This window comes from Pedobacter sp. SG908 (assembly GCF_011759615.1).
Classification (GTDB): Bacteria; Bacteroidota; Bacteroidia; order Sphingobacteriales; family Sphingobacteriaceae; genus Pedobacter; species Pedobacter riviphilus.
Window position 1 is genome coordinate 937,120 of the sequence record NZ_JAAOYY010000001.1, and the last position, 26,911, is coordinate 964,030.

Annotated in this window: 21 protein-coding genes and 1 tRNA gene; 17 read left to right on the forward strand and 5 right to left on the reverse strand. The window is 39.5% G+C overall.

Features of this window, described 5'->3' with window-relative positions:
* Positions 1–16 precede the first annotated feature (16 nt).
* The 10 genes from FHT21_RS04090 to FHT21_RS04135 all read left to right on the forward strand — a co-directional run bounded on the left by FHT21_RS04090 (position 17) and on the right by FHT21_RS04135 (position 9,069).
* The gene (locus FHT21_RS04090) at positions 17–586 is read left to right on the forward strand and encodes a DUF4199 domain-containing protein (RefSeq protein ID WP_167293491.1); all 570 of its coding nucleotides are present in this window, start codon (positions 17–19) and stop codon (positions 584–586) included.
* A gap of 171 nt (positions 587–757) precedes the next feature.
* Complete coding sequence (locus tag FHT21_RS04095) at positions 758–1,708, forward strand: glycosyltransferase family 2 protein (protein WP_167293492.1); 951 nt, start codon at positions 758–760, stop codon at positions 1,706–1,708.
* A gap of 68 nt (positions 1,709–1,776) precedes the next feature.
* On the forward strand, positions 1,777–2,745 hold the full coding sequence (locus tag FHT21_RS04100; protein WP_167293493.1) for a glycosyltransferase: 969 nt from the start codon (positions 1,777–1,779) through the stop codon (positions 2,743–2,745).
* Positions 2,742–3,530: a hypothetical protein gene (locus tag FHT21_RS04105; RefSeq protein ID WP_167293494.1), complete on the forward strand. Its 789-nt coding sequence runs from the start codon at positions 2,742–2,744 to the stop codon at positions 3,528–3,530. Before FHT21_RS04100 ends, FHT21_RS04105 begins: the two co-directional genes overlap by 4 nt.
* Before the next feature lie 45 nt (positions 3,531–3,575).
* The gene (locus tag FHT21_RS04110; protein WP_167293495.1) at positions 3,576–5,075 is read left to right on the forward strand and encodes a GH3 auxin-responsive promoter family protein; all 1,500 of its coding nucleotides are present in this window, start codon (positions 3,576–3,578) and stop codon (positions 5,073–5,075) included.
* Between the two features lie 109 nt (positions 5,076–5,184).
* On the forward strand, positions 5,185–6,345 hold the full coding sequence (locus FHT21_RS04115; protein WP_190328018.1) for a 1-deoxy-D-xylulose-5-phosphate reductoisomerase: 1,161 nt from the start codon (positions 5,185–5,187) through the stop codon (positions 6,343–6,345).
* A gap of 29 nt (positions 6,346–6,374) precedes the next feature.
* The gene (gene rseP / locus FHT21_RS04120) at positions 6,375–7,772 is read left to right on the forward strand and encodes an RIP metalloprotease RseP (protein WP_167293496.1); all 1,398 of its coding nucleotides are present in this window, start codon (positions 6,375–6,377) and stop codon (positions 7,770–7,772) included.
* Positions 7,773–7,854: 82 nt separating this feature from the next.
* The gene (hscB, locus tag FHT21_RS04125; protein ID WP_167293497.1) at positions 7,855–8,394 is read left to right on the forward strand and encodes a Fe-S protein assembly co-chaperone HscB; all 540 of its coding nucleotides are present in this window, start codon (positions 7,855–7,857) and stop codon (positions 8,392–8,394) included.
* A gap of 204 nt (positions 8,395–8,598) precedes the next feature.
* Entirely contained in the window at positions 8,599–8,910 is a 312-nt protein-coding gene (locus tag FHT21_RS04130; RefSeq protein ID WP_167293498.1) for a DUF3817 domain-containing protein, read from the forward strand.
* 79 nt (positions 8,911–8,989) lie between these two features.
* Positions 8,990–9,069 (forward strand) — tRNA-Leu (locus FHT21_RS04135).
* Between the two features lie 285 nt (positions 9,070–9,354).
* Here the strand turns inward: FHT21_RS04135 and FHT21_RS04140 are convergent.
* Together FHT21_RS04140 and FHT21_RS04145 are read right to left on the reverse strand one after the other, a co-directional pair.
* On the reverse strand, positions 9,355–9,861 hold the full coding sequence (locus tag FHT21_RS04140) for a transposase (RefSeq protein WP_167293499.1): 507 nt from the start codon (positions 9,859–9,861) through the stop codon (positions 9,355–9,357).
* 1 nt (position 9,862) lies between these two features.
* Entirely contained in the window at positions 9,863–10,339 is a 477-nt protein-coding gene (locus FHT21_RS04145) for a MarR family transcriptional regulator (RefSeq protein ID WP_167293500.1), read from the reverse strand.
* Between the two features lie 271 nt (positions 10,340–10,610).
* Between FHT21_RS04145 and FHT21_RS04150 the strand changes: the two genes are divergently transcribed.
* Complete coding sequence (locus FHT21_RS04150) at positions 10,611–12,584, forward strand: PAS domain S-box protein (RefSeq protein ID WP_167293501.1); 1,974 nt, start codon at positions 10,611–10,613, stop codon at positions 12,582–12,584.
* 112 nt (positions 12,585–12,696) lie between these two features.
* On the opposite strand, the gene FHT21_RS04155 is transcribed toward FHT21_RS04150, so the two are convergent.
* From FHT21_RS04155 to FHT21_RS04165, 3 genes are all read right to left on the reverse strand, one after another.
* Positions 12,697–14,292, reverse strand: coding sequence for a RagB/SusD family nutrient uptake outer membrane protein (locus FHT21_RS04155; RefSeq protein WP_167293502.1), 1,596 nt, complete (start codon positions 14,290–14,292; stop codon positions 12,697–12,699).
* 26 nt (positions 14,293–14,318) lie between these two features.
* Positions 14,319–17,498: a TonB-dependent receptor gene (locus tag FHT21_RS04160; RefSeq protein ID WP_167293503.1), complete on the reverse strand. Its 3,180-nt coding sequence runs from the start codon at positions 17,496–17,498 to the stop codon at positions 14,319–14,321.
* A gap of 347 nt (positions 17,499–17,845) precedes the next feature.
* The gene (locus FHT21_RS04165) at positions 17,846–18,733 is read right to left on the reverse strand and encodes an AraC family transcriptional regulator (RefSeq protein ID WP_167293504.1); all 888 of its coding nucleotides are present in this window, start codon (positions 18,731–18,733) and stop codon (positions 17,846–17,848) included.
* Positions 18,734–18,951: 218 nt separating this feature from the next.
* On the opposite strand from FHT21_RS04165, the gene FHT21_RS04170 reads away from it, so the two are divergent.
* From FHT21_RS04170 to FHT21_RS04195, 6 genes are read left to right on the forward strand one after another with little or no spacing between them, the layout of a single operon-like run.
* On the forward strand, positions 18,952–20,469 hold the full coding sequence (locus FHT21_RS04170) for an alpha-L-fucosidase (RefSeq protein ID WP_167293505.1): 1,518 nt from the start codon (positions 18,952–18,954) through the stop codon (positions 20,467–20,469).
* A 24-nt stretch (positions 20,470–20,493) separates the two neighbouring features.
* A complete protein-coding gene (fucP, locus tag FHT21_RS04175) occupies positions 20,494–21,762 on the forward strand; it encodes an L-fucose:H+ symporter permease (protein WP_317169939.1) in 1,269 nt (422 codons plus the stop codon).
* Positions 21,763–21,768: 6 nt separating this feature from the next.
* Complete coding sequence (locus FHT21_RS04180) at positions 21,769–22,104, forward strand: L-rhamnose mutarotase (RefSeq protein WP_167293507.1); 336 nt, start codon at positions 21,769–21,771, stop codon at positions 22,102–22,104.
* A complete protein-coding gene (locus FHT21_RS04185; protein WP_167293508.1) occupies positions 22,097–23,128 on the forward strand; it encodes an aldo/keto reductase in 1,032 nt (343 codons plus the stop codon). The genes FHT21_RS04180 and FHT21_RS04185 overlap by 8 nt, the downstream gene beginning before the upstream one ends.
* A gap of 2 nt (positions 23,129–23,130) precedes the next feature.
* The gene (locus FHT21_RS04190; RefSeq protein WP_167293509.1) at positions 23,131–24,150 is read left to right on the forward strand and encodes a zinc-binding alcohol dehydrogenase family protein; all 1,020 of its coding nucleotides are present in this window, start codon (positions 23,131–23,133) and stop codon (positions 24,148–24,150) included.
* A gap of 58 nt (positions 24,151–24,208) precedes the next feature.
* The gene (locus FHT21_RS04195; protein ID WP_167293510.1) at positions 24,209–26,146 is read left to right on the forward strand and encodes a glycoside hydrolase family 97 protein; all 1,938 of its coding nucleotides are present in this window, start codon (positions 24,209–24,211) and stop codon (positions 26,144–26,146) included.
* Positions 26,147–26,911: the final 765 nt, after the last annotated feature.

Below are 26,911 nucleotides of genomic sequence, written 5' to 3' on the forward strand. Positions count from 1 at the left end.
CTAAAATTTAAAAAAAATGGACAAGAGTGCTCTTATTTCCAAACTGGCTTTAAAAAATGGATTAATGCTGGCTGCAGTTTCAATCATTTTATCATTAACGCTACATTTTATTGATCCTGTATTAATTTACACCAGCTTTGTGGCGCAGATAGCGATATTTGTTTTGTTTATTGCTTTATTGGTAGTGGTAGGGATTAACATTCGTAAAGAAATTGGTGGTTTTTGGACATTTGGAGAAGCTTTTAAAGCTTTTTTAATTGTTTCATTAATCCTGGCACTAACTGCGACACTTTACAACGTTGTACTGATGAAAATTATCGATCCTGATCTTCCGGCCAAAGCTGCAGCTGCCATCGAAACAGCACAAAGGGCGATGATGGAGAAATTCGGAATGGCTAGCGAACAAATTGATGAAGCTATGGCAAAAGCAGGTAATATGCGGGAAAAACTTGAGCCAACTTTTAAAAATATATTTACCAGTTTTGGTGTTTCACTTGCATTGTATGGAGTGCTTTCGCTAATATTGGCTGCCATTTTAAAAAGAAAAGAACCAGTTACATTTAACTCTTTTCCGAAAGAAGACTAATTTCCTTTATAAAATTTTGAACGTGCAGGTTTTATCATTTAATTTGATGAAATTTGCACGTTTTTAATAATGCGTCATTGCGAACGAAGCATAGGAAATGCGTAGGGGGTGTGGCAATCTTATAATAGATTGCTCCGTCGTTCCTTCACGCAATGACGATAATACTCAAAAATGGATATATCAGTTGTAGTACCCTTATTTAATGAAGATGAATCTTTGCCAGAATTAACGGCATGGATTGATAAAGTGATGATTGCCAATAATTTCAGCTATGAAATTATTTTGGTTGATGATGGTAGTACCGATAGATCCTGGGAGGTGATTGAAGAATTAAGATCTCAAAACCCTGCCATAAAAGGGATCAAATTCAGAAGGAACTATGGTAAATCTGCAGCCTTGAACGTTGGTTTCGAAGCCACGCAAGGCCATGTAGTGATTACGATGGATGCCGATTTACAGGATAGTCCGGATGAAATCCCTGAATTGTACCGACGCATTCAGGAAGAAAAGCTTGATATTATTTCGGGCTGGAAAAAGAAGCGTTACGATCCTATTACAAAAACGATACCTACTAAACTTTTTAATGCCGCCACCCGCAAAATGAGCGGTATAGAACTGAACGATTTTAACTGTGGCTTAAAAGCTTACCGTAGCGATGTGATTAAAACCATAGAGGTTTACGGCGAGATGCACCGTTACATCCCCGTAATTGCCAAATGGGCCGGATTTAGTAAAATAGCTGAGCAAGTGGTAGAACATCGTGCGCGCAAATATGGCACCACAAAATTTGGTTTCAGCAGGTTTATAAATGGTTTTTTAGACTTACTCTCCATTTTCTTTGTTGGTAAATTTGGCAAACGCCCGATGCACTTTTTTGGTTCGTTAGGGGTTTTAAGTTTCTTTTTAGGAATTGTAATGTCGCTTTATGTACTCATAGAAAAACAAATCCTAATCTGGAAAGGTTTGGCTTACCGAGATGTAACCGATCAACCATTGTTTTATTTATCACTGGTTGCTATTATAGTGGGGTCGCAAATGTTTTTAGCAGGCTTTATTGCCGAACTTTTATCGCGTAATGCACCTGAAAGAAATCAATATTTAATCGAAAAAGAACTTAAATAAGCCGAAAGACTAAAGCTTAAAGCAAAAAGAGCTTTGGTCTTTAGTCTTTCCGCTTTCAGCTTCAAGACATGTTTTTCTCCATCATCATTCCACTTTATAATCGTCCTCAAGAAATTGACGAACTTTTAAATACCTTGACCAAGCAGACTTATTTACAGTTTGAGGTTTTGGTTATTGAAGATGGTTCGAAAAACGATGCAAAGGCAATTGTTGCCTCTTATGCAGATAAACTGGATATCAAATATTACTTCAAGGAAAATGCGGGACAAGGTTTTGCCCGTAATTTTGGTTTTGAAAGGGCTAAGGGAGATTATTTTATCATTTTTGATTCAGATATTCTCGTTCCGGCCGATTATCTTGAAATTGTTAAAAACTATCTATATGAACATCATTTAGATGCTTATGGAGGTCCGGATGCGGCACACGATAGTTTTACGCCCGTACAAAAAGCAATCAGCTATGCCATGACTTCGCCTTTTACTACCGGTGGGATCCGCGGGAACAAACAACATGTTGGGCAATTTCACCCGCGCAGTTTTAATATGGGCGTTTCACGTCAGGCCTGGGAGAAGGTAGGTGGCTTTATTTTAACCCGGTTGGGAGAGGATATAGAATACAGTATCCGTATTCATGAAAACGGTTTTAAGATCGGCTTAATTCCAGAGGCTAAGGTTTACCATAAACGCCGTACAAGCTTCAGCCAGTTTTACAAACAGTTGCACTTTTTTGGAAGGGCCAGGATCAATATTTACAAACATTTCCCAAAAGAATTAAAACCTGTGCACTTTTTTCCTGCTTTGTTCACATTGGGTTTTGGCTTTACTATTTTATGTAACTTTATATATCCTCCATTGGCATATGTTTGTAACTTCTTCTTATTGATTTACTTTATGTTGATATTTTTTCATTCATGGTCTGTAAATAAATCGTTAAAAGTTGCATTTTTGAGCATTATATCTTCATTTATCCAATTAACCGCCTACGGTTTAGGATTTATGCAGGATTTATTTAAACGTGTGGTATTCAAACAACAATGATAAATTATCTAAAAGAAAGTACGTTCGCCGTTAACGATGTAATGCAAAAAGCATGGGGCATTACCAAAAAGCACTATTTCTCGATTGCTACATTATGTTTTTTAATGTTTATCACCGCTAGTGCATCAAGCTTAATGGCCTTTTTTATTAAAGATGTGAGCAAAGCTTTAAGCGTTATCATGGTGATTATTTTTGTTTTGCTTTATTTTACCATTAATCTTTCGCTGTTTAAATATATTTTCCATTTAATGGACGATGAAGAAAGTGATGTGAAAATTGTTGATACGCTTCCAACCAGGCAACAGATTATTAGGTTCCTGATAGCTACCCTTTATTTTGTAGGTTGTATCCTTGGTGTTTATTTAGTTGTAATCTTGGTTGCTTTTCCTTTTATCTATACCGGAATTAATGTCAAAATTGTAAAAAACGTAGCCATCTCTGTGGGCATTATTGCCATTTTTATCACCTGGTTAAGGATCTCATTTTTTCCATTTTTTATTATTGATAAAGGTGCAACGCCATTCGATTCGATCAAATTGAGTTTGGCCACTACTAAAGGAAATTTTACTAAGATTTTGTTGTTATTGGTTGTTTTAGGAGGAGGATATTTAATTTATCTGCTTTTAAACTACCTACAATGGCCGTTAATTGCTTTTATTGTAAATATTTTAAGTTCATTTATCATTGTTCCGCTTTCCAGCGTAGCTTTAACCGTTGCATACCGCAAAATTTCGAGCGAATATAAAGGAGACGAGCATCCGGATATTTTACATAATATCGTTTAAGCCTCGATATTTGCCATTAAGTTATTCCAAATTCAATCATTAAACATGGGATTAAAAGCAGCATTAAGTAAACCCTTTGCAGCATTTGCAGTTTGGCAGATTAACAAATGGAAAAATAATGCTGTAAATGCTCAGCATAATATCTTGAAAAAGCTAATTGACGAGGCTAAAAATACTGCTTTTGGGAAAGACCATCATTTTGCCGACATTAAAACTTATGCTGATTTTAAAAAACATGTTCCAGTTCAGGATTACGAAGGCTTAAAGCCCTATGTAGATCGTGTTGTAGCGGGCGAAGCCGACGTACTTTGGAAGGGTAAGCCTCTTTATTTTGCTAAGACATCAGGCACCACTTCGGGCGTAAAATATATTCCACTTTCTAAAGAATCGATGCCCGAGCACATAAAAGCTGCCCGAAACGCCATTTTAACATATATTAATGAGACAGGTAAGGCCGGTTTTGTAAATGGAAAGATGATCTTTCTGCAAGGGAGTCCGGTTTTGAGTGTAAAACATGGGATCAATGTGGGGCGTTTATCGGGTATTGTGGCTCACCACGTTCCAGCTTATCTGCAAAAGAACCGATTGCCTTCTTACGAAACCAATATCATCGAAGATTGGGAACAAAAAGTTGATGCCATTGTTGAGGAGACCATCAATGAAAACATGACCTTGATTTCAGGTATTCCACCTTGGGTACAAATGTATTTCGATAAACTTTCAGAGCAATCAGGTGGGAAGAAAATCGCTGAAATATTCAAGAATTTTAGCCTGTTTATTTATGGTGGTGTAAATTTCGAGCCTTATAGAGCAAAAATTGAGCAAAGCATCGGGAAAAAAATTGACGCCATTGAAACTTATCCAGCTTCAGAAGGATTTATTGCTTATCAGGATTCGCAAAAAGATAAAGGTTTATTGTTATTGGCTGATGCTGGTATTTTCTACGAATTTGTTCCGGCCGATGAATATTATAATGATAATCCAACGAGATTATCACTTGGCGAGGTTGAACTAGATACCAACTATGCATTGATTTTGAATACCAATGCCGGTTTATGGGGATACAGTATTGGCGATACCGTTAAGTTTGTTTCGAAAAACCCTTACAAAATCGTGGTAACGGGACGAATAAAACATTTCATTTCTGCCTTCGGCGAACACGTAATAGGAGAAGAGGTAGAACAGGCAATTTTGAGTGTGGCCAATGAAGAACAAGTAGAAATTACAGAATTTACAGTAGCACCTCAGGTTAATCCGGAGGCTGGCCAATTGCCTTACCACGAATGGTTTGTAGAATTTTCGTCTGCTCCGAAAGATATGGCTGCGTTTAGTAAAAAGGTTGATAAGGCTTTGCAAAAGAAAAATATTTATTACTTTGACCTGATTGAAGGAAATATCCTTCAGCCATTGATTATACGTACTTTGCAAAAAGATGCTTTTGTAAATTATATGAAAAGTGAAGGGAAACTGGGCGGGCAGAACAAAGTGCCACGTTTAAGCAATGATAGGAAACTGGCTGATGGATTGGAGAGGTATATTGTTTAATAAGATTGCTTCAGCTCGCTCAGGCCCAGCTTCGCAATGACGGAGCTATAATTAGGAGTGAACAAAAAATGCTTAATTAAATTTTAAGCATCACGATATTAAAAACGATTTGAAAAGAATAACCATATTAGGTTCTACAGGAAGTATAGGTACACAAGCGCTAGAGGTTGTCAGGGATCATCCTGAAATATTCAAAGTGGCTGTATTATCTGCATTAAAGAACTCAGAGTTGCTTATCCAGCAGGCGAGAGAGTTTAAACCTGATGCAGTAGTAATCTGTGATGAAAGCAAGTACAACGAAGTTAAGGATGCTTTGTTTGGACTTGATATTAGCGTTTTAGCCGGAGAGGCTGCTTTATCAGAAGTTGCTGCTTATAACGATAGCGATGTGGTATTAACGGCATTAATGGGCTCCGTAGGATTAAGACCTACCATTGCTGCCATAAAAGCAGGGAAAAATATTGCTCTAGCCAACAAAGAAACTTTGGTGGTTGCAGGCGAATTGATTACACAATTGGCAACTGAACACCAGGTTAAAATTTTACCGGTTGATTCGGAGCATTCGGCCATATTTCAATGTTTGGTTGGTGAGGAGCAAAATGAGATTGAGAAAATTTATTTAACGGCATCCGGCGGACCATTCTTAGGCAAAACAAAAGATTTCTTATCAACAGTAAAAAAAGAGCAGGCTTTAAAACACCCCAATTGGGTAATGGGCGCAAAAATCACCATCGATTCTGCATCTCTGATGAATAAAGGTTTAGAGGTAATTGAAGCGAAGTGGTTGTTTAACCTCAATGTAGATCAGATTGATGTCATCGTGCATCCACAATCTATTATTCACTCCATCGTTCAGTTTACCGATGGATCTATGAAAGCACAGATGGGTGTTCCGGATATGAAACTGCCTATTCAGTATGCCTTAAATTATCCCGATAGGCTAAAAAACAATTTTAAGCGTTTTAACTTCTTGGAATATCCAAACTTTAACTTCTTGAAAGCAGATATGGAAACCTTCAGGAATTTGGATCTGGCATTTACTTCATTGCGAAAAGGAGGCAATATGCCCTGTATTTTAAATGCGGCGAATGAAATTGTTGTAGCGGCATTTTTGAAAGATAAAATTGGTTTCCTGCAAATGAGCGAAGTAATTGAGCAATGTATGGAGGAGGTTCGCTTTGTTGAAAAGCCACAATTGAGTGATTATTTAGAAACTGACAAACATAGCCGTATCTTAGCCGGCGAATTAGTAACAAAAAGTATAGTTTAACATCTAATATAAAAATTTTATAAGCGAATATGAATGGATTGATTATGGCGGGGCAGCTGCTGCTCGGATTGTCTTTATTGGTAATATTACACGAATTAGGGCATTTCTTGGCAGCCAGAGCATTTGGTATTAAAGTAGAAAAGTTTTATTTATTTTTTGATGCATGGGGGTTCAAACTTTTTAGCTTCAAAAAAGGCGATGTTGAATATGGAGTGGGCTGGTTGCCACTTGGCGGTTATGTAAAAATTGCCGGAATGATTGATGAGAGTATGGATACTGAGCAAATGGCTCAGCCTGCACAACCTTGGGAATTCCGTTCTAAACCGGCCTGGCAGCGTTTAATCGTAATGCTAGGCGGCATTATCGTAAATGTAATTGTAGGTATTATCATTTTTTGGATGCTTACATTCACATACGGACAAAATTACACCGTTAACGACAAATTAACCGATGGTATTGCTGTGGGAAATATCGGTAAAGAAATCGGGCTGAAGAACGGTGATCGGATTTTAGCAGTGAATGGTAGTAAGCTGATCAAATTCGAAGATGTTATCTCTAGCAAGGTATTATTTGATGGCGCTCAATTAACCATTTTAAGGAATAATAAAACCTTATATATTTCGGTTCCAGATACCATTTTGAATAAAATATCGAAAAACGATAAAGAGAATTTTATTGCGCCCCGTGTTAAGATGGCCAGCATTAAAATGGTAATTGCTCCGGATAAAAACGGGGATAAGCCATCATTTTTTGATCGTATTGCAGGTTTATTTGGGAAAAAATGGGAAAAGCCTGTTTATCCTGCTTATGTGGCTGGAATTAAGCCTGGCGACAGTGTTTTAACCGTAAATAATAAAGCAATTACTTTTTACGACGAATTTGTTAGTGAGGTTTCAGGTAATAAAAATAAAACAATTACTATTTCTGCACTTAGGAATGGTAAGCCGATCACTTTTACGCCAAAAGTTGCAGATAATGGCACAATCGGTGTAGCTGCTAATTCTAAAGAACTTCCAAGCGCGCACGTAGATTTTGGCTTTATACAATCACTTCCAGTTGGAGCAACCATGGCGTGGAGCACTTTTGTAGATAATGCAAAAGGTATTGGGAAGATGATAACCGGGAAGTTAAGTGCGCGTAATATCAGCAGTCCGATTGGAATTGCCAAGGTATATGGAAGCACTTTCGATTGGGTTAAATTCTGGACTTTAACGGGGTTAATTTCGATGGCATTGGCATTTATGAATTTATTGCCTATTCCAGGCTTAGATGGAGGCCATGTGGTGTTTCTTTTAATTGAGATGGTACAACGTAAGCCTGTAAGTGAAAAAGTGCTTGAGAAGGCACAAATTGTTGGCTTTGTAATCTTGATCTGTTTAATGGTGTTTGCTTTTGGTAATGATATTCTAAAATCTTTCGGTAAGTAAAACCAAATTTATATAATTGCCGCAGATGCGCAGATTTGACGAGTCAATCTGAACATCCGCGGCTTTTTAATTTTTATACATCATGAGCGAAGCGAAACCAGCGACCAATTATTTCGATTTTTACGGGTTACCGATCCAGTTTAATCCAGATCAAAATGTGGTTAAAACAAAATTTTATGCATTTAGTAAGCAGTTTCATCCCGATTTTTATGCCAATGAAAGCGAAGAGAAGCAACAAGAAGTGCTCGATCTGTCGACATTGAACAACAAGGCCTATCAAACATTAAGCAATGCTAAAAAACGCTTAAAATACGTGCTCGAATTAAAAGGGATTGTAGAAACTGATGAAGCCTACCAACTGCCACAATCTTTTTTGATGGAAATGATGGATGTAAATGAGGCCTTAATGGATTTGGAATTTGAGCCAGATATTGAAAAATTACTTCAAGTAAATAGTGATGTAGATTCGATTGAAAAACAATTGAATGATGAGTTAAGCGAACTGGTTAAAAAATTTGATGAAAATCCATCAGAATCTGATCAAACATTACCTTTGATTAAAGATATTTTTTATAGGCAAAAATACATTAGCAGAATAAGAGAGCGTTTACCCAAGCAATAAGAAATAGGAAATGAAAAATGAATGGTGAAATAAGTTCTTTGCACTAACGTATAACATTCCATTCCGATCATCATCCTGAATTTATTTCAGATCTTGCATTGCATTTTTCTGTGACAAAAAATATGAACACCCAATTGTAAAATCATTTTTTAGTTTTTGATAGGCAGAAGCTTTATTCTACTTTCGGAAAAAACAATCGCATCAATGAATAGTTCTCTTTCAATTTTTCGCAAAGTGGCTGTGGCAGAAGGTATATCCTATCTGCTTTTATTATTTGTAGCTATGCCGTTAAAATATTTTGCCAACATGCCGCTATATGTAAAGTATACCGGCTGGGCACATGGTTTGTTATTTGTACTCTATGCCGCTACTTTAGTGCTGGCCTGGCAGGAACAAAAATGGAAATTTGGCAAAACAGTCCTTATTTTTGTGGCTTCTCTACTACCTTTTGCCCCTTTTATTGTAGATAGGAAGCTGAAAGATGAACGGCCTGAAAATGCAAGCAACAAACTATAAGCCAGTTGCAGGTTATTTTAAAATATTTTTTGCATTTCAAGTTTCATTATCTACATTTGCAACCCCGTCCAACAAGAATGCCCGGATGGCGGAATTGGTAGACGCGCTGGTCTCAAACACCTGTGGGAAACCGTGCCGGTTCGACTCCGGCTCCGGGTACTTAAGGAAACAACTCTAATCGGTTGTTTCCTTTTTTTTTTATGTTCTAAATCGCTGTTTATCAGATAAAAAAATCGGTGTTTTAAGGGGATTTTGATTGAAGATGAGCCGGAGATGGCTTTAGGTGCAAATTTCAGTGGTTCGATTTTTCCTTAGGGATATGTTGTTTTTGATTTGCTCTGATATGCCTAATCACAAAAAAACTGAAAAAACTATCTTAATATCTTTATATAAAAATAACGATTTTTCTTTGTATGATCTTGTATTGCGATCCGCGAAAAAGACTTATCCCTTTTGCATATTGAACAGTTTTATGAACAATGGGATAAGACCTAGCGAGACCATCATAAATATTGCTACCCTAAGGTAGTTGAGGGTTTGCCATAGCGAAACCCTTTTAGTTAGGTCTTTTGCTAAGCCAGGCGCATTCGCTATTTTTTGAAAGTCGATGATATTAGGAGCGAAGTATGAAAGTGTCCAAACGCGGACCATAAAATGGATGGCGAACAAAACAAGGAGCCAATTTCTTACCGGATCAATTTTCCAGCAAAAGATAATCGCAAGAATAAATGTAAGCTCATGCAATGAATGAAAAACTATCCAGAACACTTTTAGACTTGTTCCTTGGCCATCAGACAGCAACTTAAAATTATCTGGAGGGGAGGAAACCCATTTGGGAACAAAAACCAATGTTTCAAAAATCTGTGCCCCATTCATTAAAAAGTAGATCAATGTAGTAACACAAACCCATATCTCAGCACGATGCAGGTAACCTGTTGTTATATTTTCCATTTTAGTCATTTTTTTCATTATTTAATTTATCAGCCGTTTCCTTCATTATAGACGAAGCCTCCGTAAAGTAGCGCTGGATAGTTTGTATTTCTTCACTGGTGAAAGTAGAGATCAGCTTTTCTGTCTTCTGTTGTAGTTCTGTGAAAAAAGGCTGTAACAATTTCAGACTATTTTCTACATGAGGAATGATCAGGACCTTTCGCCTGTCCAGCTTGGTAGACTGTCTTTTTAACAATTTCTTTTTTTCCAATCGGTCTATCAGGCCTGTAACTGCCCCTGTGGTTAACCCCGTTAGTTTTGAAAGTTCCCCAGCTGTAAGCTCCTTATACTGAAGGATAATACCTAAGTATTTATGGTCTGCACCTGAGAGCCCTGCTTTTCTGGCAATAGCTTCATGCATAAATATAGATCTATCTGAGTATTCCCTGCTTGCCCTTCTGAAGAGCTGCAACGTATCGTTATCAATTTTTAATCTCATTATCTAAATATCTTAGTTACAAAGATAAATTAATAAACAGAAAAAGCAATAGCGTACTTTGGGAAAAAACTTCAGATCAAGTGTATGGCTTGAAGACAGTAAGCGTTGGACAATCATCTAGTAGCTGTTTTTTGGATGTGTGCAGGGGCTGGAGCGGAAATATAATGATATGGAGTACCGAGACATGGAAAAAACATTTAGGATGGATGGTTGTTTAAATTAAAAAAGTAAATTGGATGGGTCTTTTCTATGGATATAATTCTCAACAATTATGATAAAATCAACTCATCTTCCTGACTTCTTCACCCTGCAATCCATTTTCGAAGGCATTCAAGATGCGATATATTGTCATGACCTTGAATTCAGAATAACCAATTGGAGTCCTGCCGCAGAACGCATGTTCGGCTATACTGTACCAGAGGTATTGGGCCAATCTGTTTTTCTACTGATTCCAGAAGACAAGTATTCGGAGAAGGAAAAGATCATGAAGGAGGTTTTAAACAATAAGCGTATCAGCCAGTACAAAACCATTCGTCTCACCCGCTCAGGCAAGCAGATCCCTGTTGCCTTATCCATTTCGCCAATCAAAAACGAAGACGGACAAATTATTGGCACGTCGCAAATTGTCCATGATGTTTCCTTTGAGCAATTGGCCGAGGAAAAACAATCTAGGCTTGCTGCTATTATAGAAAGTTCTGAAGACGCCATTATCAGTAAGACTCTTGATGGAATTATTACGACATGGAATAAAGGAGCAGAGCATATTTTTGGCTATACGGAAGAAGAGGCTGTCGGCCGCCCGATTACCATACTGCTCCCTGCTGATCGTTTGGGTGAAGAAGAAACCATAATTGCAAGCTTGCGGCGAGGAGAAAAGGTAGACCACATACAGACCATTAGAAAAACAAAAGATGGACGCCTGGTAAATATTTCACTAACCGTATCGCCTATTAAAAACCGTGATGGAGTTGTTATTGGGGCATCCAAGGTTGCCCGTAATATTACCGCTCAAAAGGAGTCCGAAATGTTAATCGCCAAGCACATGGAACGCCTGGAACTGTTGAATGCTGTGGGCAGGAGCATTAACGAATCTTTGGACCTTCAGCAGATATTACAGCAGGTAACTGATGCGACTACAAAGCTTACCGATGCAGAATTTGGGGCGTTCTTTTATAATCAAGTCAACCAGGAAGGGGAGTCTTATTGGTTGTATACCATATCAGGCGCTCCAAGGGAGGCTTTTGCCAACTTCCCAATGCCACGTAATACCGATGTATTTCACCCAACTTTCAGCGGAGAAGGGGTGGTACGCTCGGATGATATCACCCAGGATTCTCGCTATGGTAAAAATGCGCCATATTATGGAAAACCTTCGGGACATTTACCTGTGATCAGCTATCTGGCAGTTCCAGTTAAAACTAAATCAGGTGAGGTGATAGGCGGGCTGTTTTTCGGCCATCAGGATAAGGCAATTTTTAAAGAAGAGCATGAGGAACTTGTCCTTACAGTAGCCTCCCAAGCCGCTATTGCTATAGAAAATTCCAGGCTTTTTAAAGAGGTGCAGGAACTAAGTGCTAAAAAAGACGAATTCATTGCAATGGCTTCTCATGAACTAAAAACACCGATGACTTCTCTTTTCGGTTTTTTGCAATTGGCCCATCGTAGCGCAGGTGAAAGTGCTGCAAAAAACCTCCTCGAAAAGGCGATCAGACAATTAGAGAAAATGACCGTTCTGGTTAGTGATCTTTTTGATATCTCAAAAATCCAGTCGGGGAAACTACAACTCAATATAGAATACCTTAACCTGGCCATACTGATCAGGGAAATGAAAGAATCTTTTTTGCAAGCTCATCCAGACCATATTTTAACTATTGAAATGCCGGAACAAAGTTTCGTTAACGCTGATCGGATGCGCCTTGAACAGGTAATGACGAATTTACTGAACAATGCTGTTAAATACGCACCTGCTGCAAAGACAATCGAATTAAAGGTTCAACATCAGGATAAAGAGATACTTACTTCAATTAAGGATTTTGGCCCCGGTATTAGCGAAGAAAACCAGCGCCATATATTCAGCCAGTTTTACCAGGCGAAGGAAAGTAAGGATGGTTCGGCAGGATTAGGCTTGGGTCTTTTTATATCGAAAGATATCATTGAGCGCCATGGTGGCCGGATTTGGGTTGAAAGTGAGCCCGGTAACGGTGCTACCTTTAAATTTTCTTTACCATTGGCACAAAAACATTAGCGCTTAAAATAAATAGGGTGTCCTTTTGCGACACCCTATTTAGAAATTAAACCGGAATAACAGAAGCAAGTGTTATTTTACAATGTTAGTTATGCAAATCAATATGTACTGTCTAATTCCAATCATTATTGATATCCTTGCCAACATTTGGATTTGCGTTCTTTTCAGATAAGGGAATAGGCAATAACACATTTTTTTCTAAAAAAGGTTGCGTGCCATCTTCAACCTGTCTTTGCGAATTAATCGTCTGCCTTGCGATGCCCCAGCGGATCAGATCAAAATAACGGGATTGTTCTCCGGTTAGTTCTAATTGTCTTTCGCGCATAAGTATGGCCATTGCCTGAGACTGGCTTCCTAAACTGATATATAGCGGCGCATTAACACTTGGCCTGCTACGCACTTGGTTAATCAGTGCCAATGGCTGCGAGCCGGTATTACCCTGTTGTATATAAGCCTCGGCAAGCATAAGTAACACATCAGCATAACGGATTACCTGCCCGTTAATGCCACTTTGTGGACCACCATAACTTGCTACCTTATTATAGTACTCATACTTTAAGTATTTGTAACCTGCTGTTGCATAAGGAAATGCTACTGGCCCAGTTGAGCATTGCTGGCAATATTGAGTTTGTCCCCCGCTTGCTGCGTCTCCATAAAAAGTATAAGCCGCGCGTGGATCAACATAAACACCATTAGTTTGTGGGTTAGTGTAGGTAAAAGCTTTAACAGCCGTAGTGGTAATAAACACATTATTCCAATCGTTAAAACCATATTCCTGAGCACGGGCAGAGTGGCTTGCTTTCCCACCCCATGTTTCTTGGCCGCCAAATGGGGCATACTGGTTACCGATACCCCAATCGGTCCAGGCCTGGTTCATTACCTGGAAAATGGTCTCCGGATTGCTGGCGGAATTATTCTGATTGGGATCATCAAACAGGTTATTGTATACAGGAGCCAGTGCATAGTTATAGGGAGCCTGGGTCAGTTTGCTCAATTCAGTAACAGCTTCTCCCCATTTTTTTTCGTAAAGGTATGATTTACCAAGCAATGCAACCGCAGCACCCCGGGTAGTACGCCCAAAATTGGCTGCCGCATATGAAATAGGAAGATCAGTCTGTGCGTCTTTTAAATCCTGTTCAATAAAAGCCCATATATCTGCTACAGCGGCACGGGGCAGGTTAATTTCTTCTGGTGTTGGCAGCGGGATATATGCTTTGCGCAAAGGTACACGTCCGTACAGGTTAACCAGGTTAAAGTAGGCATAAGCTCTCAAAAATTTAGCCTCGGCAATATATTGCTTTTGATTAGCCTGTTCGGTTGCATTGGCAGGCGCCCATGCCTGGGCACGGTTAATTACAACGTTCGATCGCATAATTAACCGGTATAGTGAAGACCACATGGACTCTAGCTGTGGTTGGTTCGGAGCAAAATTATACTGTGCCAGGGCCAATAGGTCACCCTGGAGTGGTTGGGCATTTTTTGCATCATAGCCCAGCAAGTCAAAAATATAATACCATTCGCGGGCCCACAAGCCTGAATGCAATAAAGTAGCGTAGCTGGCTATCACAGCCTGATTTATAGCTGCATCACTTGTAAAATAGGTATCGTAAGTGTATGCGCTTTTATTTTGTAAGTCCAAACTTTTCTTACATCCTCCGGTTGCAATTATTAAAACTACAAGAATCAGGTATTTTATATATTTTTTCATAACGATCTCTTTAATATTATTTATCCTTAAAATCCAACTTGTACACCTGCCAAAAATGTACGTGGCTGTGGTATCTGCCCATCATCAATTCCGCGATTAAATATATAATCGGCAGCTCCTCCATTTGCTCCACCATTGGTTTGTGTACTAATTTCTGGATCGTAGCCCTTGTAGCCGGTAATGGTGAATAAATTTTGTGCAGCTACATACACCCGAAGATTGCTTAATACATTACCTGAGAAGGCTTTCAAAGCCTTTTTGGTGAAGGTGTAACCTAAGGTCACGTTACGTGCACGTAAATAGGCTCCATTCTCAACAAAAAAGTCTGACGGCCTCAAATTGCCTGTTGCCGTTACATTCTGCCCAGCTCTTGGCAAAGCAGCAATATCTCCAGGATTTCTCCACCTGTTTAAGATTGCTGTAGATGCATTATGCCCGGTTGAAGCATTTTCGGTACTGAATTTAAGCGAGTTAACCAGTTGAACACCCTGAACACCAGAGATAACAATATTGAGATCAAAGTTTTTGTAAGAGGCACCGGCATTAAAACCATATATAAACTTAGGAATGGCGCTGCCAAGCATCTTTTGATCTTTATCATCAACAATACCATCGTTGTTCAAATCCTTGAATATAAAGTCACCCGGTAACAATCCAGCCTGATAAACTGCGTTAGGATTGCCTGTTTTTTGACGTGCAGCGGCATTTAACGCGTCTATCTGTCCCTGGGTAGAAGCTACATGATCTACATTATAACCGTAAAATGCACCAATGGGCATTCCTGGCTGTGTTAAAGTGATTCCATTTAAACTGTTAAAATATCCTCCTATTATCGGCGTTTGCGATTGGGCACCCAGTGATAATGTTTTATTTTGGTTATAAGCACCATTAACACTTATATTATAGCTAAAGTCAGTACCTTTACGTTGATAGCCAACCTGAAATTCGAAACCTTTATTTTGAGCATCTGCAGCATTAGTAATTAAGGTACTGTTATATCCGCTCAAACCGCCAACGCCTACGCTGGTTGGTATTGGAATAGCCACCAGCAAGCCACTGCTTTTTCGGTTATAATAATCGAGGGCTACAGTAAGCTGATTGTTCAAGAAACCAAGGTCAAGCCCAATATCAGTTTGATCTGTTTGTTCCCACCTCAACTGTGGGTTTGCAATAGAAATTACCGTTGTTCCGTTTACAAATCCTTTATTCTCACCAAGCGAATAAATCAGATTACCAGTTGGTGAACCTCCAAAAGTAAATACTTGTGTTGTGGTTAAACCAAACTTGTTATTGCCTGTACGACCCCAGCCTATGCGAAATTTTGCGTCGCTGATAAACGGAAGCGCTGATTTTACAAAACTTTCTTCACTGATCCGCCATGCAAAACCAACTCCTGGAAAATTACCATAACGGCTTTGAGGACCAAAGTTTGAGGAACCATCTCGGCGGATACTTCCTGATAAAGTATAACGGTCATTAAACGTATATACCAAGCGGCCATAATAAGAAATTGCCCGGCCAAACTGGGTATAATAACCAGATGTGTTAGCCTGACTGGTTATTGTTGGCGCTACACCAATATCTTTCACATTATCGTTTAACATTCCTGTACCCAGTACACTTAGGTATTTGCTCGATCCGGCATCAATGTAACTGGTACCGGCAGTTGCCGATATATTATGTTTACCAAACGCACGGTTAAAAGAAAGGTAGTTTTCGAAAGTATAATTAGAATAACTGTTAAATGCGCGGCCTGCCTGGCGGGTAAAAGCCAGGTTATTTGAGGTAACATAGGGTATCTGATACGAATCATCCGTAGAATTACCATATACACCAGCAAGTTGCGACCTTAATGTAAGGCCTTTAATAATGTTTACTTCGCCAAAAATTTGCGGATATAACACTAAATCTTTACTTGAAAGAGTTTTAACACCCAATGCCTGTAGTGGATTTATGGCATTACTGTTATCATCAACATTGGTTAGAATGGAGTAGCCGCCCAAAATAGCTGGATCATATATTGGCTGGTATGGTGCATAAGTAATCGCGTTGCCTATACTTGCAGTTTGCCCTGTTGTATTGGTATAACGGATATTAAGGCTTTGGCCGAAATGAAAACGCCCTAGCTTTTCATCAAGTGAAAAACGGCTGTTTAATCTTTTTAGGTTATAATCTTTAACAATTGCTTGCTGGGTTAAATAACCTAAAGACAGGTTATAGGTTACCTTTTCGCTGCCACCGCTTATAGTTGCATTATTTTGAGTAGATAGGGCTGTTCTAAATATCTCTTTTTGCCAATCGGTACGATCAACAGATACATAAGGGGTATTGAGTTTAGCAGGAACTGCGATATTAGTGCTGGCCGCAATGTCTTTCAGCAGATTAACATAATCGCTTGCATTGAGCAGATCAAGTTGTTTCCGCACCGTAGAGACACCAACCTGCGAGTCAAACAATACCTGTGGCGAACCGCTTTTACCTTTTTTAGTGGTGACGATAACCACACCATTGGCAGCAGCAACACCATAAATGGCTGTAGAGGCTGCATCCTTTAAAATAGTAATGTTATCAATATCCTGCGGATTGATGGTATTAAAAAGATTAGCATCGCTCTGTATGCCATCAACTACATACAATGGCTCCACATTGGTAAATGAGCCTGTACCGCGTACAATAATCTGGGCGTTTGAACCAGGAGTTCCGTTTGAATTTGTTACCTGTACGCCAGGCGCCTTACCAATAAGGAGCTGCGCTGCACTGGTATTGGTGTTAGCACCTGCATCCTTGGCTGCTATAACGTTTACCGAGCCTATCAGATCCTTTTTTCGGGCCGTTCCATAACCTATAACCACAACCTCGTTGAGGGCGCTAATGTCACTCTGGAGTTTTACATTCAAAACCGTTTTGCCGTTTACTTGTATCTCCGTCTTTGCAAATCCTATAGAAGAAAATATTAGCGTGGCATTTGTAGCAGCATTAAGGCTATAAGAACCATCGGCGCCAGTAACTACACCGTTTTGCTTTCCTTTCTCCATTACTGTTACTCCAGGGAGTGGATAGTTGCCATCTGCAGCTGTTACAGTTCCTTTGATGTTAACCGTTTGCGCCATCACTGGGAAGACACTGGAAGAAACAAACAAGAATAGTAGGAGCCTTATTTTGGCTGCTATTGAAAGCCGCGTTAAATTGGTAATTTTCGTGCTCATAATTGTGATTTATTAATGGTTAGTTTAATTTTTATTATAAAATTGGGGTATTAGCAACTTTTTGGAATAGCCAATCGGTTGCAGCGAGGCTGCTCATAAGGGGATGACTTTAGTTATAGGTGTAAGAATGATTATGGATTTGTATGATTAGTGTTTCTCATAGTCAAAAATATCCATTAGTGATCTCCTAGGGGGGGACATATGTTAACAGATAGCGGTACAAATGTTAACAGTTGCAAAGAAAGCTTTAAGTAGATTCCACTGATTGGCCCGAAAACCTCTCGCTATTGTTTAATTAAGCAGGTAGATTTGGGAGGATAAGCCTTACGTTACTCGGGATGATGTGTTTATAATGTGAAACCTACCATGTAAACCTGTTTTTTATAGGCACTGGGAGACATGCCTGTAAGTTTTTTAAAGGATTTTGAAAAGTAGGAGAGATTGTCAAATCCGGTTTGTGTTGCAATATCTGAATAGGCAAGCCGACTGGTGGCCAATAAATACTGTGCCCGCTCAATCCGTTTTTCAAGAATATAGGTTACTGGGCGTTGGCCGGTAAAAGTTTTAAATAAACGAGAGAAATAATCGGGGTGCTGATTAACACGGGAGGCAAGACTGCTTACAGACAATTCCTGCTGCAAATTTACAAGGATATAACCAACCGTTTCAATTATTTTGGCTGGGGCATGCCGATCCTCATGTTTACGATATAAATGGGGTTGGAGCAAACGTCCCATCAACTGGAGCAGTATGCCCTGGGTTTCAAGGTAACTGGATAAACCCTGCATATTGTTCAACTCCTGATATTCTTTGTAGAAAATATTTTTCTCATAAATTTTTGGGTCATCAGACCGATTAATGCCACGGCCGGGGTTTATCTCGAGCAGTCGCTTAAAAAGGTCAATGTCCATCTGTGTAGCCTTAATTTTTGAAACATTGCGGTTTCTCGCAAATAGAGAAGTCCCGTCTACAGATTCTTCAAAAAACTGCACAAAATACTGGCTTAAATATCCATTACAATGTAGATTACAAAGCGTAAAGCTGGGAATAATATATAAATATCCAGGCTCAAGCTTTAAAGACCCCGATTGATCTGATACCTCACCACTTCCATCGTCTATATAGTAAATCCGGAAATAAGGACTGATCACATTTAGGTAATTCCATTTTGCCGTTAATTTCACATAATCTACATTGAGTAGTGAAAAGGTATTTTGCAGTACTCTTTTAATCATTTCCTAAATGTCGGATTTTTACAATAAAAAGTCTAATTTATTCAAAATTAGATCGGATAACATGTTTAATTTTGATCATAACCAATTATAAAACCGTATGGGAAGGCAGGTTCTTGCAACCGACTACACTTTTGGTCGTTGCTACTGAATATTCCGCCCCCGGTTCTTAACTCATTACATATTGAAACTGGAATAGTAGCGTTTAAATTATCACACAAATGAAAAAAAGAATATTCGTAAGCATTATTGCAATTTCCACGTTGTTAAATGCACAAGCGCAGCAAAACACAGCTAATCATGAGCAGGGTAAATTCAGCCCCACCGATGAATCCTTAAAACAGTATAAATATCCCGATTGGTTCCGTGATGCCAAATTTGGTATCTGGTCGCATTGGGGACCACAGGCTGTTCCAAGACAAGGCGATTGGTACGCCCGGAATATGTATATCCAGGGCAGTGACCAGAACAAGTATCATGTAGCACATTATGGAACGCCTTCTAAGTTTGGTTATAAAGATATCATCCCGTTATGGAAGGCAGAAAAATGGAACCCTGAGCAATTGATGGCCCTTTACAAAAAAGCTGGTGCAAAGTATTTTGTGAGTATGGGTTCACATCACGATATGTTCTTTTTGTGGAATTCTAAAATCCACAGGTGGAATTCAGTAAACATGGGCCCCCATAAAGATGTGGTAGGATTGTGGCAAAAGGCGGCTAAAAAAGAAGGGCTCCGTTTTGGCGTTTCGGAACACCTTGCAGCCAGTTTCAACTGGTTTCAACCCAGCCATGGGGCAGATAAAACCGGCGAATTTGCAGGTATCCCTTACGATGGGCATGACCCTCAATATTCAGACCTATATCATTTGCCTGCTGATTCGAGCAACATTAAAGAATGGATTACCAACAATCCGGGCTGGCAAAAAAAATGGCTGGAAAATGTAACGGAACTCATTGATAATTATCATCCTGATTTACTTTATTCTGATAGTAAACTTCCTTTTGAAGAAATTGGCCGCACTATGGTCGCACATTACTATAATCAGGATATGGCTAAAAATAAAGGTAAGCTCGAAGCCGTTTATACTCCTAAAGAGCCATCAGAAGGCAAATGGGCACAGGATGTTGAGCGTGGGGTGCTTGATTCGATCAGCCCTTTCCCATGGCAAACCGATACCTCAATAGGCGATTGGTATTACAGAACCGGACAGAGATACAAAAGTGCAAATGAAATTGCACAGCTTTTAGTAGATATTGTGAGCAAAAACGGCAATTTATTAATTAATGTTGTACAAACTCCTGAAGGTGATCTGGAGCCTGATGTGGTTAAAATTGTAACAGAAATAGGCGAATGGACCAAGATTTATGGAGAAGGAATTTATGCCACCAGACCTTGGAAAGTATATGGAGAAGGTCCTTCTACCATTAAGTCGAACCAAACGAAAGGCCATTTTGGTGGCTTAACCGATACACGGGAATACCAATCTGCAGATATCCGATACACCACCAAAGGGAAAGACCTGTTTGCATTTTGTTTAAATGTTCCACAAGCGGATATAAAAATGGAATTATTGGGAAAAAATTCTAAATATCTCGATAAACCGATTAGCTCCGTTACCCTCTTGGGCACTAAAGAAAAGCTAAACTGGACGCAAACTGATGGTTCACTGGTGATCAAAAAGCCAAAAAATTACCCTACCTGGTTGGTAACAGGATTTAAAATAGAATTTAAAAAATAACAGCATAATATTTAATCCTCTTTGATGGAAACGAAGCGCTCCACACTGGCGGTAATATTGATTACCTCACTGTTCTTTTTATGGGGATTTGCCCATAACCTTGATCCAATATTGATTCCGCATTTAAAACGGTCATTTACCCTTACTACTGTGCAGGCAACACTTGTAGATTCGGCTGTTTTTATTGCTTATTTCATTATGGCCCTGCCTGCAGGTATCATCATGAAAAAATATGGCTATAAAAGCGGAATCATTATCGGCCTTTTGATATTTTCGGTCGGGTGTTACCTATTTTTACCTGCCGCTCAGGTACAGTCTTACAATTTTTTTCTGGCTGCACTTTTTATTATTGCATGTGGACTAACCATTCTGGAAACGGCGGCGAACCCCTATATTACACTAGTTGGAAAACCAGAAACCTCTACTTTCAGATTAAACCTTGCCCAGTCTTTTAACGGCCTTGCAGCTTCACTGGCACCCATCATTGGAGGTAAATTGATATTGGTAGAGGGCGTGTCTGATGGTGCACTTGCAAAGATGGATCTGGCCGCAAGAAAATCAGTACTGGCATCAGAAGCAGCTTCCGTACAGGGACCCTATTTTGTACTCGGAAGCATATTAGTCATACTGGCTGTTATATTCTATTTTATCAAATTGCCAGATATCCGAACAAATAATGAAGGGCGCACTAAACGAAGTTTTTGGGGTGTTTTCAAGCATAAACAATTGTCGTGGGCAATAGCTGCACAGTTTTTTTACGTCGGGGCGCAAGTATCTGTATTTAGTCTGTTTATTCTTTATGCAACCAAATCGGCAGGTATTACCGAAAAAGAGGCAACATATTATTTAGGTGTATGCGGTTTTGCGTTTCTGATAGGGCGTTTTTTTACCACTTTTCTAATGCGCTTTTTTAAGGCCCACCATTTACTGGTTACCTATGCTTTTATCAGCATACTACTCTGCTTTGTTGCCATAATGGCTTCTGGCATCACAACGGTGTATGCTGTTATCGGCATCTGCTTTTTTATGTCAGTTATGTTTCCCACCATCTTCTCTTTGGGTATAAAAGACCTTAAAGAGGATACTGAACTGGGCAGTAGTTTAATTATCATGTCAATTGTGGGCGGTGCAATACTCCCACGTTTTTTTGGATATTTAAGTGATGGAACAGGCAATATCCAAAATGGATATTATATACCGCTTGCTTGTTTTGCTGTGATTATGCTATTTGGTTTAAAAGGGCAAAAAATTACAAGAAACGATATAATTAATCAACCTAACGAAATTTTATAATTACAAATGAAAAGATACTGTTTGGCCCTTGATCTGGTTGATGATGAGAAACTTATCGCAGAATATGAAGCTTACCATGTTAATGGATGGCCTGAAATTAAGCGTAGCATAACCGATTCGGGCATACTGGACATGGAAATCTACCGCATTTCCAACCGCTTGTTTATGGTGATGGAAACATGCGACGATTTCAGTTTCGAAAAAAAGGCGCTTATGGATGCTTCCAATCCGCGGGTAGAGGAGTGGGAAACGCTGATGTGGAAATACCAGCAGGCACTGCCCTTTGCAAAACCAGGAGAAAAGTGGGTGTTAATGAAAAATATATTCCAGTTAAATGGTTAACGATAATAAAAACCAACAGCCAACCCAAAGCCTGCCTCCGGTTATTTTCGGAACCAGTAGTTTGGGGAATCTTTATCAGGCGGTAGACTATAGTGTTAAACTAGAGGTTGTAAAGGCATGTGTGGCCTCATCAAAACCCGTTGTATTTTTTGATTCTGCCGGAAAATACGGGGCAGGCCTCGCGCTAGAGTCGCTGGCGAAATGTTTAGCAGATTTAAAGGTAGATCCTCAGCAAGTCGTGATCAGTAATAAACTGGGCTGGTACAGAACACCGCTTTTAACCCCCGAACCTACATTTGAAGCAGGTATTTGGAAGGATATTGAACATGATGCTGTGCAGATGATTAGCTACGATGGGATATTAAAGTGTTTTGAACAAGGTAACAAGCTGCTGGGCAATTATCAGGCGCAAATGGTTTCGGTGCATGATCCAGACGAATACCTTTCTGCAAGCGATAGCCAGGAAGATTATAAAGAACGTTATCAGCAAATTCTTGATGCCTACATGGCATTGAACGAATTAAAATCTGCTGGTTTAGTCTCATCCATTGGGGTAGGCGCAAAAGATTGGAAAATTATCCAGGCAATAACGGAAGATGTTGAGCTTGATTGGGTGATGATTGCGAATAGTTTGACTATCAAATCGCATCCTGCAGAATTGATTGCATTTATAAAGAAACTTAACCAAAAAAATATTAAAGTAATTAACTCGGCCATATTTAACGGCGGGTTTTTAACAGGCGGAGATTTTTACAATTACCAGCCGGTTGAAGCAGGCAGTTTAACCGGGAAAGCGCTTTTGGATTGGAGGGATAAATTTTTCCAGATCTGTGATCAGTTTAATGTACTCCCGGCAGAGGCCTGTTTCAGTTTTTCTGCAAATTTTTCCGGTGTAAAAAGTATCGCATTAAATACTACACGGCCAGAGAAAGTGGCTATTAATGCTGCACTGGCCCAAAAAGAAATTCCTGCTGGGTTTTGGCAGGAAATGCAAGCGCAAGGATTGATTGAATTATTAAAATAACTATGAAAGCATTAGTATGTAATACGCCAGGAGAATTTGGCTATATCAATAAGGAAATACCTTTTGTTGAAGAAGGCATGGTGTTACTCAGGATGAAAAGACTGGGGATTTGTGGTACCGATTATCATGCATTTGAAGGAACACAGCCATTTTTTGAATACCCAAGAATCCTTGGTCACGAAATTGCGGCTGAAGTAGTAAATGCCGGTACAAGCTCGGACTTTAAACCTGGAGATCTGGTTACTGTTAGTCCATATTTTTCTTGCGGAACCTGCATTGCATGCCGCAGTGGCAGAACCAATTGTTGCGTAAATATAAAGGTTTTCGGTGTTCATATTGATGGGGCCATGCAGGAGTATATCACTGTTCCGGCATCAGCAATTGTTAGTGGGGAAGGATTAACTGTAGATGAACTGGCATTGGTAGAACCATTGGCCATTGGCGCGCATGGCGTTAGCCTGGCACAGCTGAATAAAGGAGATACCGTGGTTATACTTGGAGCGGGGCCAATTGGCCTTGGCACTATCGCTTTTGCCAAAATAAGCGGTGCTAAGGTTATTGTTATAGATGTTAATGATAACAGATTGTCTTTTTGCCGTGAACGTTTTGGTATTGCACATACCATAAACCCATTAAAAGAAGACCCATTGGAGCAATTATCACTTATTACCAATGGTGAGTTTGCAAAAGTGGTGATTGATTGCACAGGAAACTTAACAGCCATTAACAACGCCTTTAGGTTTTTGGCACATACAGGTAAATTTATCATGATAGGTCTTCAGAAAGGGACTATTGAGGTGGTACATCCGGAGTTTCACAAGCGTGAAGCGGTACTGATGAGCAGTAGAAATGCCCTGCCGCACGATTTTGCTTATGTGATTGATTGCATCAGAAAGGGGCTGATTAAACCTTTGGATTTTGTTACCCATACTGTCTCATTTATGCAGGTAAAAGAACAGTTTAATCAGTTGCTCACTGCAAATGAGTCCCTGATAAAAGCATTAATCCTTTTCGACGAATAAAACACAAATAAATCTAGTCCTGAACGTGGGCTTTAAGCATCTCATAAAAATGAATAAAATGAAAGGCATTGTAATTACAATTGTCACACTGATTTTGGTTAGTAATTTTCTGTACGCTCAGGAATATAAAATACAATCGCCAAACAAAAAGATCGAATTGTCTTTGGCTTCAAAAACTGATGATGCTTCAAAGAAGTGGTATCTTAAGGTAGACTATCTCCAGGGAGATACTTATCAGAATGTGATTCCATGTATTGAATTGGGGCTTAAGGCCGGGGCGGTTGATTTTGCTTCCAGCATTAAATTCGACCGGGCAGATAAAGCGAAATTAATTAAAGAAACATATACTGCGGTACACGGTAAACGTAAATATTGTGCTAACGACGCAACAGAACGCAGTTTCTATTTTAAAGGCGAACAGGGAAAAGGACTTAGTATTACCTTGAGGGCATATAATGATGGGATAGCTTTCCGTTATGGCCTGACCGGAAAAAATGGTGAAATTATAGAATTGACCGATGAGCTAACCAGCTATAAAATGCCGGTAAGTGCTGAAAGATGGTTGCAGCCTTTTAAAACGAGTTACGAGAGCTATTATCCGGTTCAAAGCGGTTCTGTAGCAAAAGGAGAGTGGGGGTATCCTGCATTATTTAAAAAATCACTTGGAAAGGCTGATTGCTGGATGCTAATAACCGAAGCCGATGTGAATGGATCATATTGCGCTACCAAACTTGGTAATAAGAACGATCAGGACAATTATAAATTGTTATTTCCTGCAGCTTCTGATGGAAATAAGGTGGGTAAGGTAAATCCAACAGTAAGTCTTCCATTTACATCCCCATGGAGAACGGTTATAATCGGAGAACTGGGGCAGCTGGTCGAATCTACGCTGGTTGACGATGTTAGTACTCCTACTAAGATCAAGGATGTATCATGGGTACAACCAGGGGCAAGTTCGTGGATTTACTGGGCATATAACCATGGTACGAAAGATTTTAAAAAGGTGTGCGATTATATCGATCTGGCCGCCCGGATGAACTGGCCTTACACGCTCTTCGACTGGGAATGGGATGCTATGGGCAATGGTGGAAAATTGGAGGATGCCGTGCGTTACGCCAACAGCAAAGGCATAAAACCCATGATGTGGTATAACTCTGGTGGTCCGCATAACGGAATATCAGCTACGCCACGTGATAGAATGTTGACCCATGAGAACAGGATAAAGGAGTTCCGCTGGTTAAATGAACTTGGCGTATATGGGATTAAAGTAGATTTTTTTGAGAGTGACAAACAAGATATGATGAAGTATTATATCGATATCCTGGAAGATGCAGCAAAATTTAAATTGATGGTAAACTTTCATGGCGCAACTATTCCCAGAGGCTGGAGCAGAACCTACCCGAATTTAATGAGTATGGAGGCCGTACTTGGTGCAGAGTGGTATAATAACGGGGCCGAGCTAACAGGAAAAGCCGCTGAGCACAATGCAACCCTGCCTTTTACGCGTAACATCATTGGCCCGATGGATTATACCCCGGTAACCTTTACCAATTCGCAACATCCTCATATCACAACTTTTGCGCATGAACTCGCCCTGTCTGTGATATTTGAATCTGGTATCCAGCACATGGCCGACAGGCCAGAAGGATTTGATAATCTTCCCGATGCGCCTAAGGCATTTTTACGAGAAGTACCGGTGGCCTGGGATGATAGCCGGTTTATATCAGGATATCCCGGGAAAAATATGATTATGGCCAGGCGTAAGGGAAATGACTGGTATCTGGCTGGCATAAATGGCCTGAATAAACAAGAACAATTTCAGATTCCGCTCGAATTTTTGAAGACGGGAAAGCGATACAAAGCAGTGCTGATTGCAGATGGCGATTACGATTCGGCATTTAACACCACTTACCTTAGCGTTGCTAAAGAAGACCATATTAAGCTGAAGTGGCTTCCGAGAGGCGGCTTTACCTGTGTGCTTAAGGAAATACAATAAATTTAAAGAGCAGGGCTAAATTTCATCTACCTATTTAGCAGCCTGCTCTTACCTTTTGATTTTGCTCACATTTGAGTGCGGGATTAATCCAGATGATTTAACCTAAATACATGAGGCATTGATCCTGGTCGCATTCAATTGATCACATGATAGTGCTTGTGCCACTAATTTTTGAGAAAACTGTTGTTGCTGCCTTGCTGCCTTGCTGCCTTGCTGCCAATTTTCAATCATTTCCTTGCTTTATCCAGGTATTTGTGAACCGTATTTTCAATTGGGCAGCTGTTCCGCCTTTATCTTTAGATAGAAATTCAGTTTCCGAAATATGCTGCTTTCTTTGAGTATACCCCAAAACATGCCTTTAGGTAACCATTTTTCCATTTGCATTGTTTACCACATATGTTGGCGTCTGATATCTTTTTTAAGCGCAATGGTATCTTTTTCTCCAGCAGCAAAGTCTAGTGTTTTTCCAGTCTCTTATTTTTTATCCGCCTCACTTACGGCCTTGTGTTTAACCGTAAATGAGGTTATCGCAACAAGAACAATCGGCAATAGGTATATGTCTTTTCCGTAAGTTTAAAGATGATGCCGTTTCACAAGCAATTTTATGATTCAGATCATCAATAATTTTTTAAAACAAAGATTTTATCTTATTATTTCTAAATATCAACCAATATTTATGCGTTTGCCTATACGCCATAAGGTGATTTTTTTTTGTTTTGTAATATTCTGTTTGTTAGTGTTTTGTGTATTTTTTTTGTGATTTTA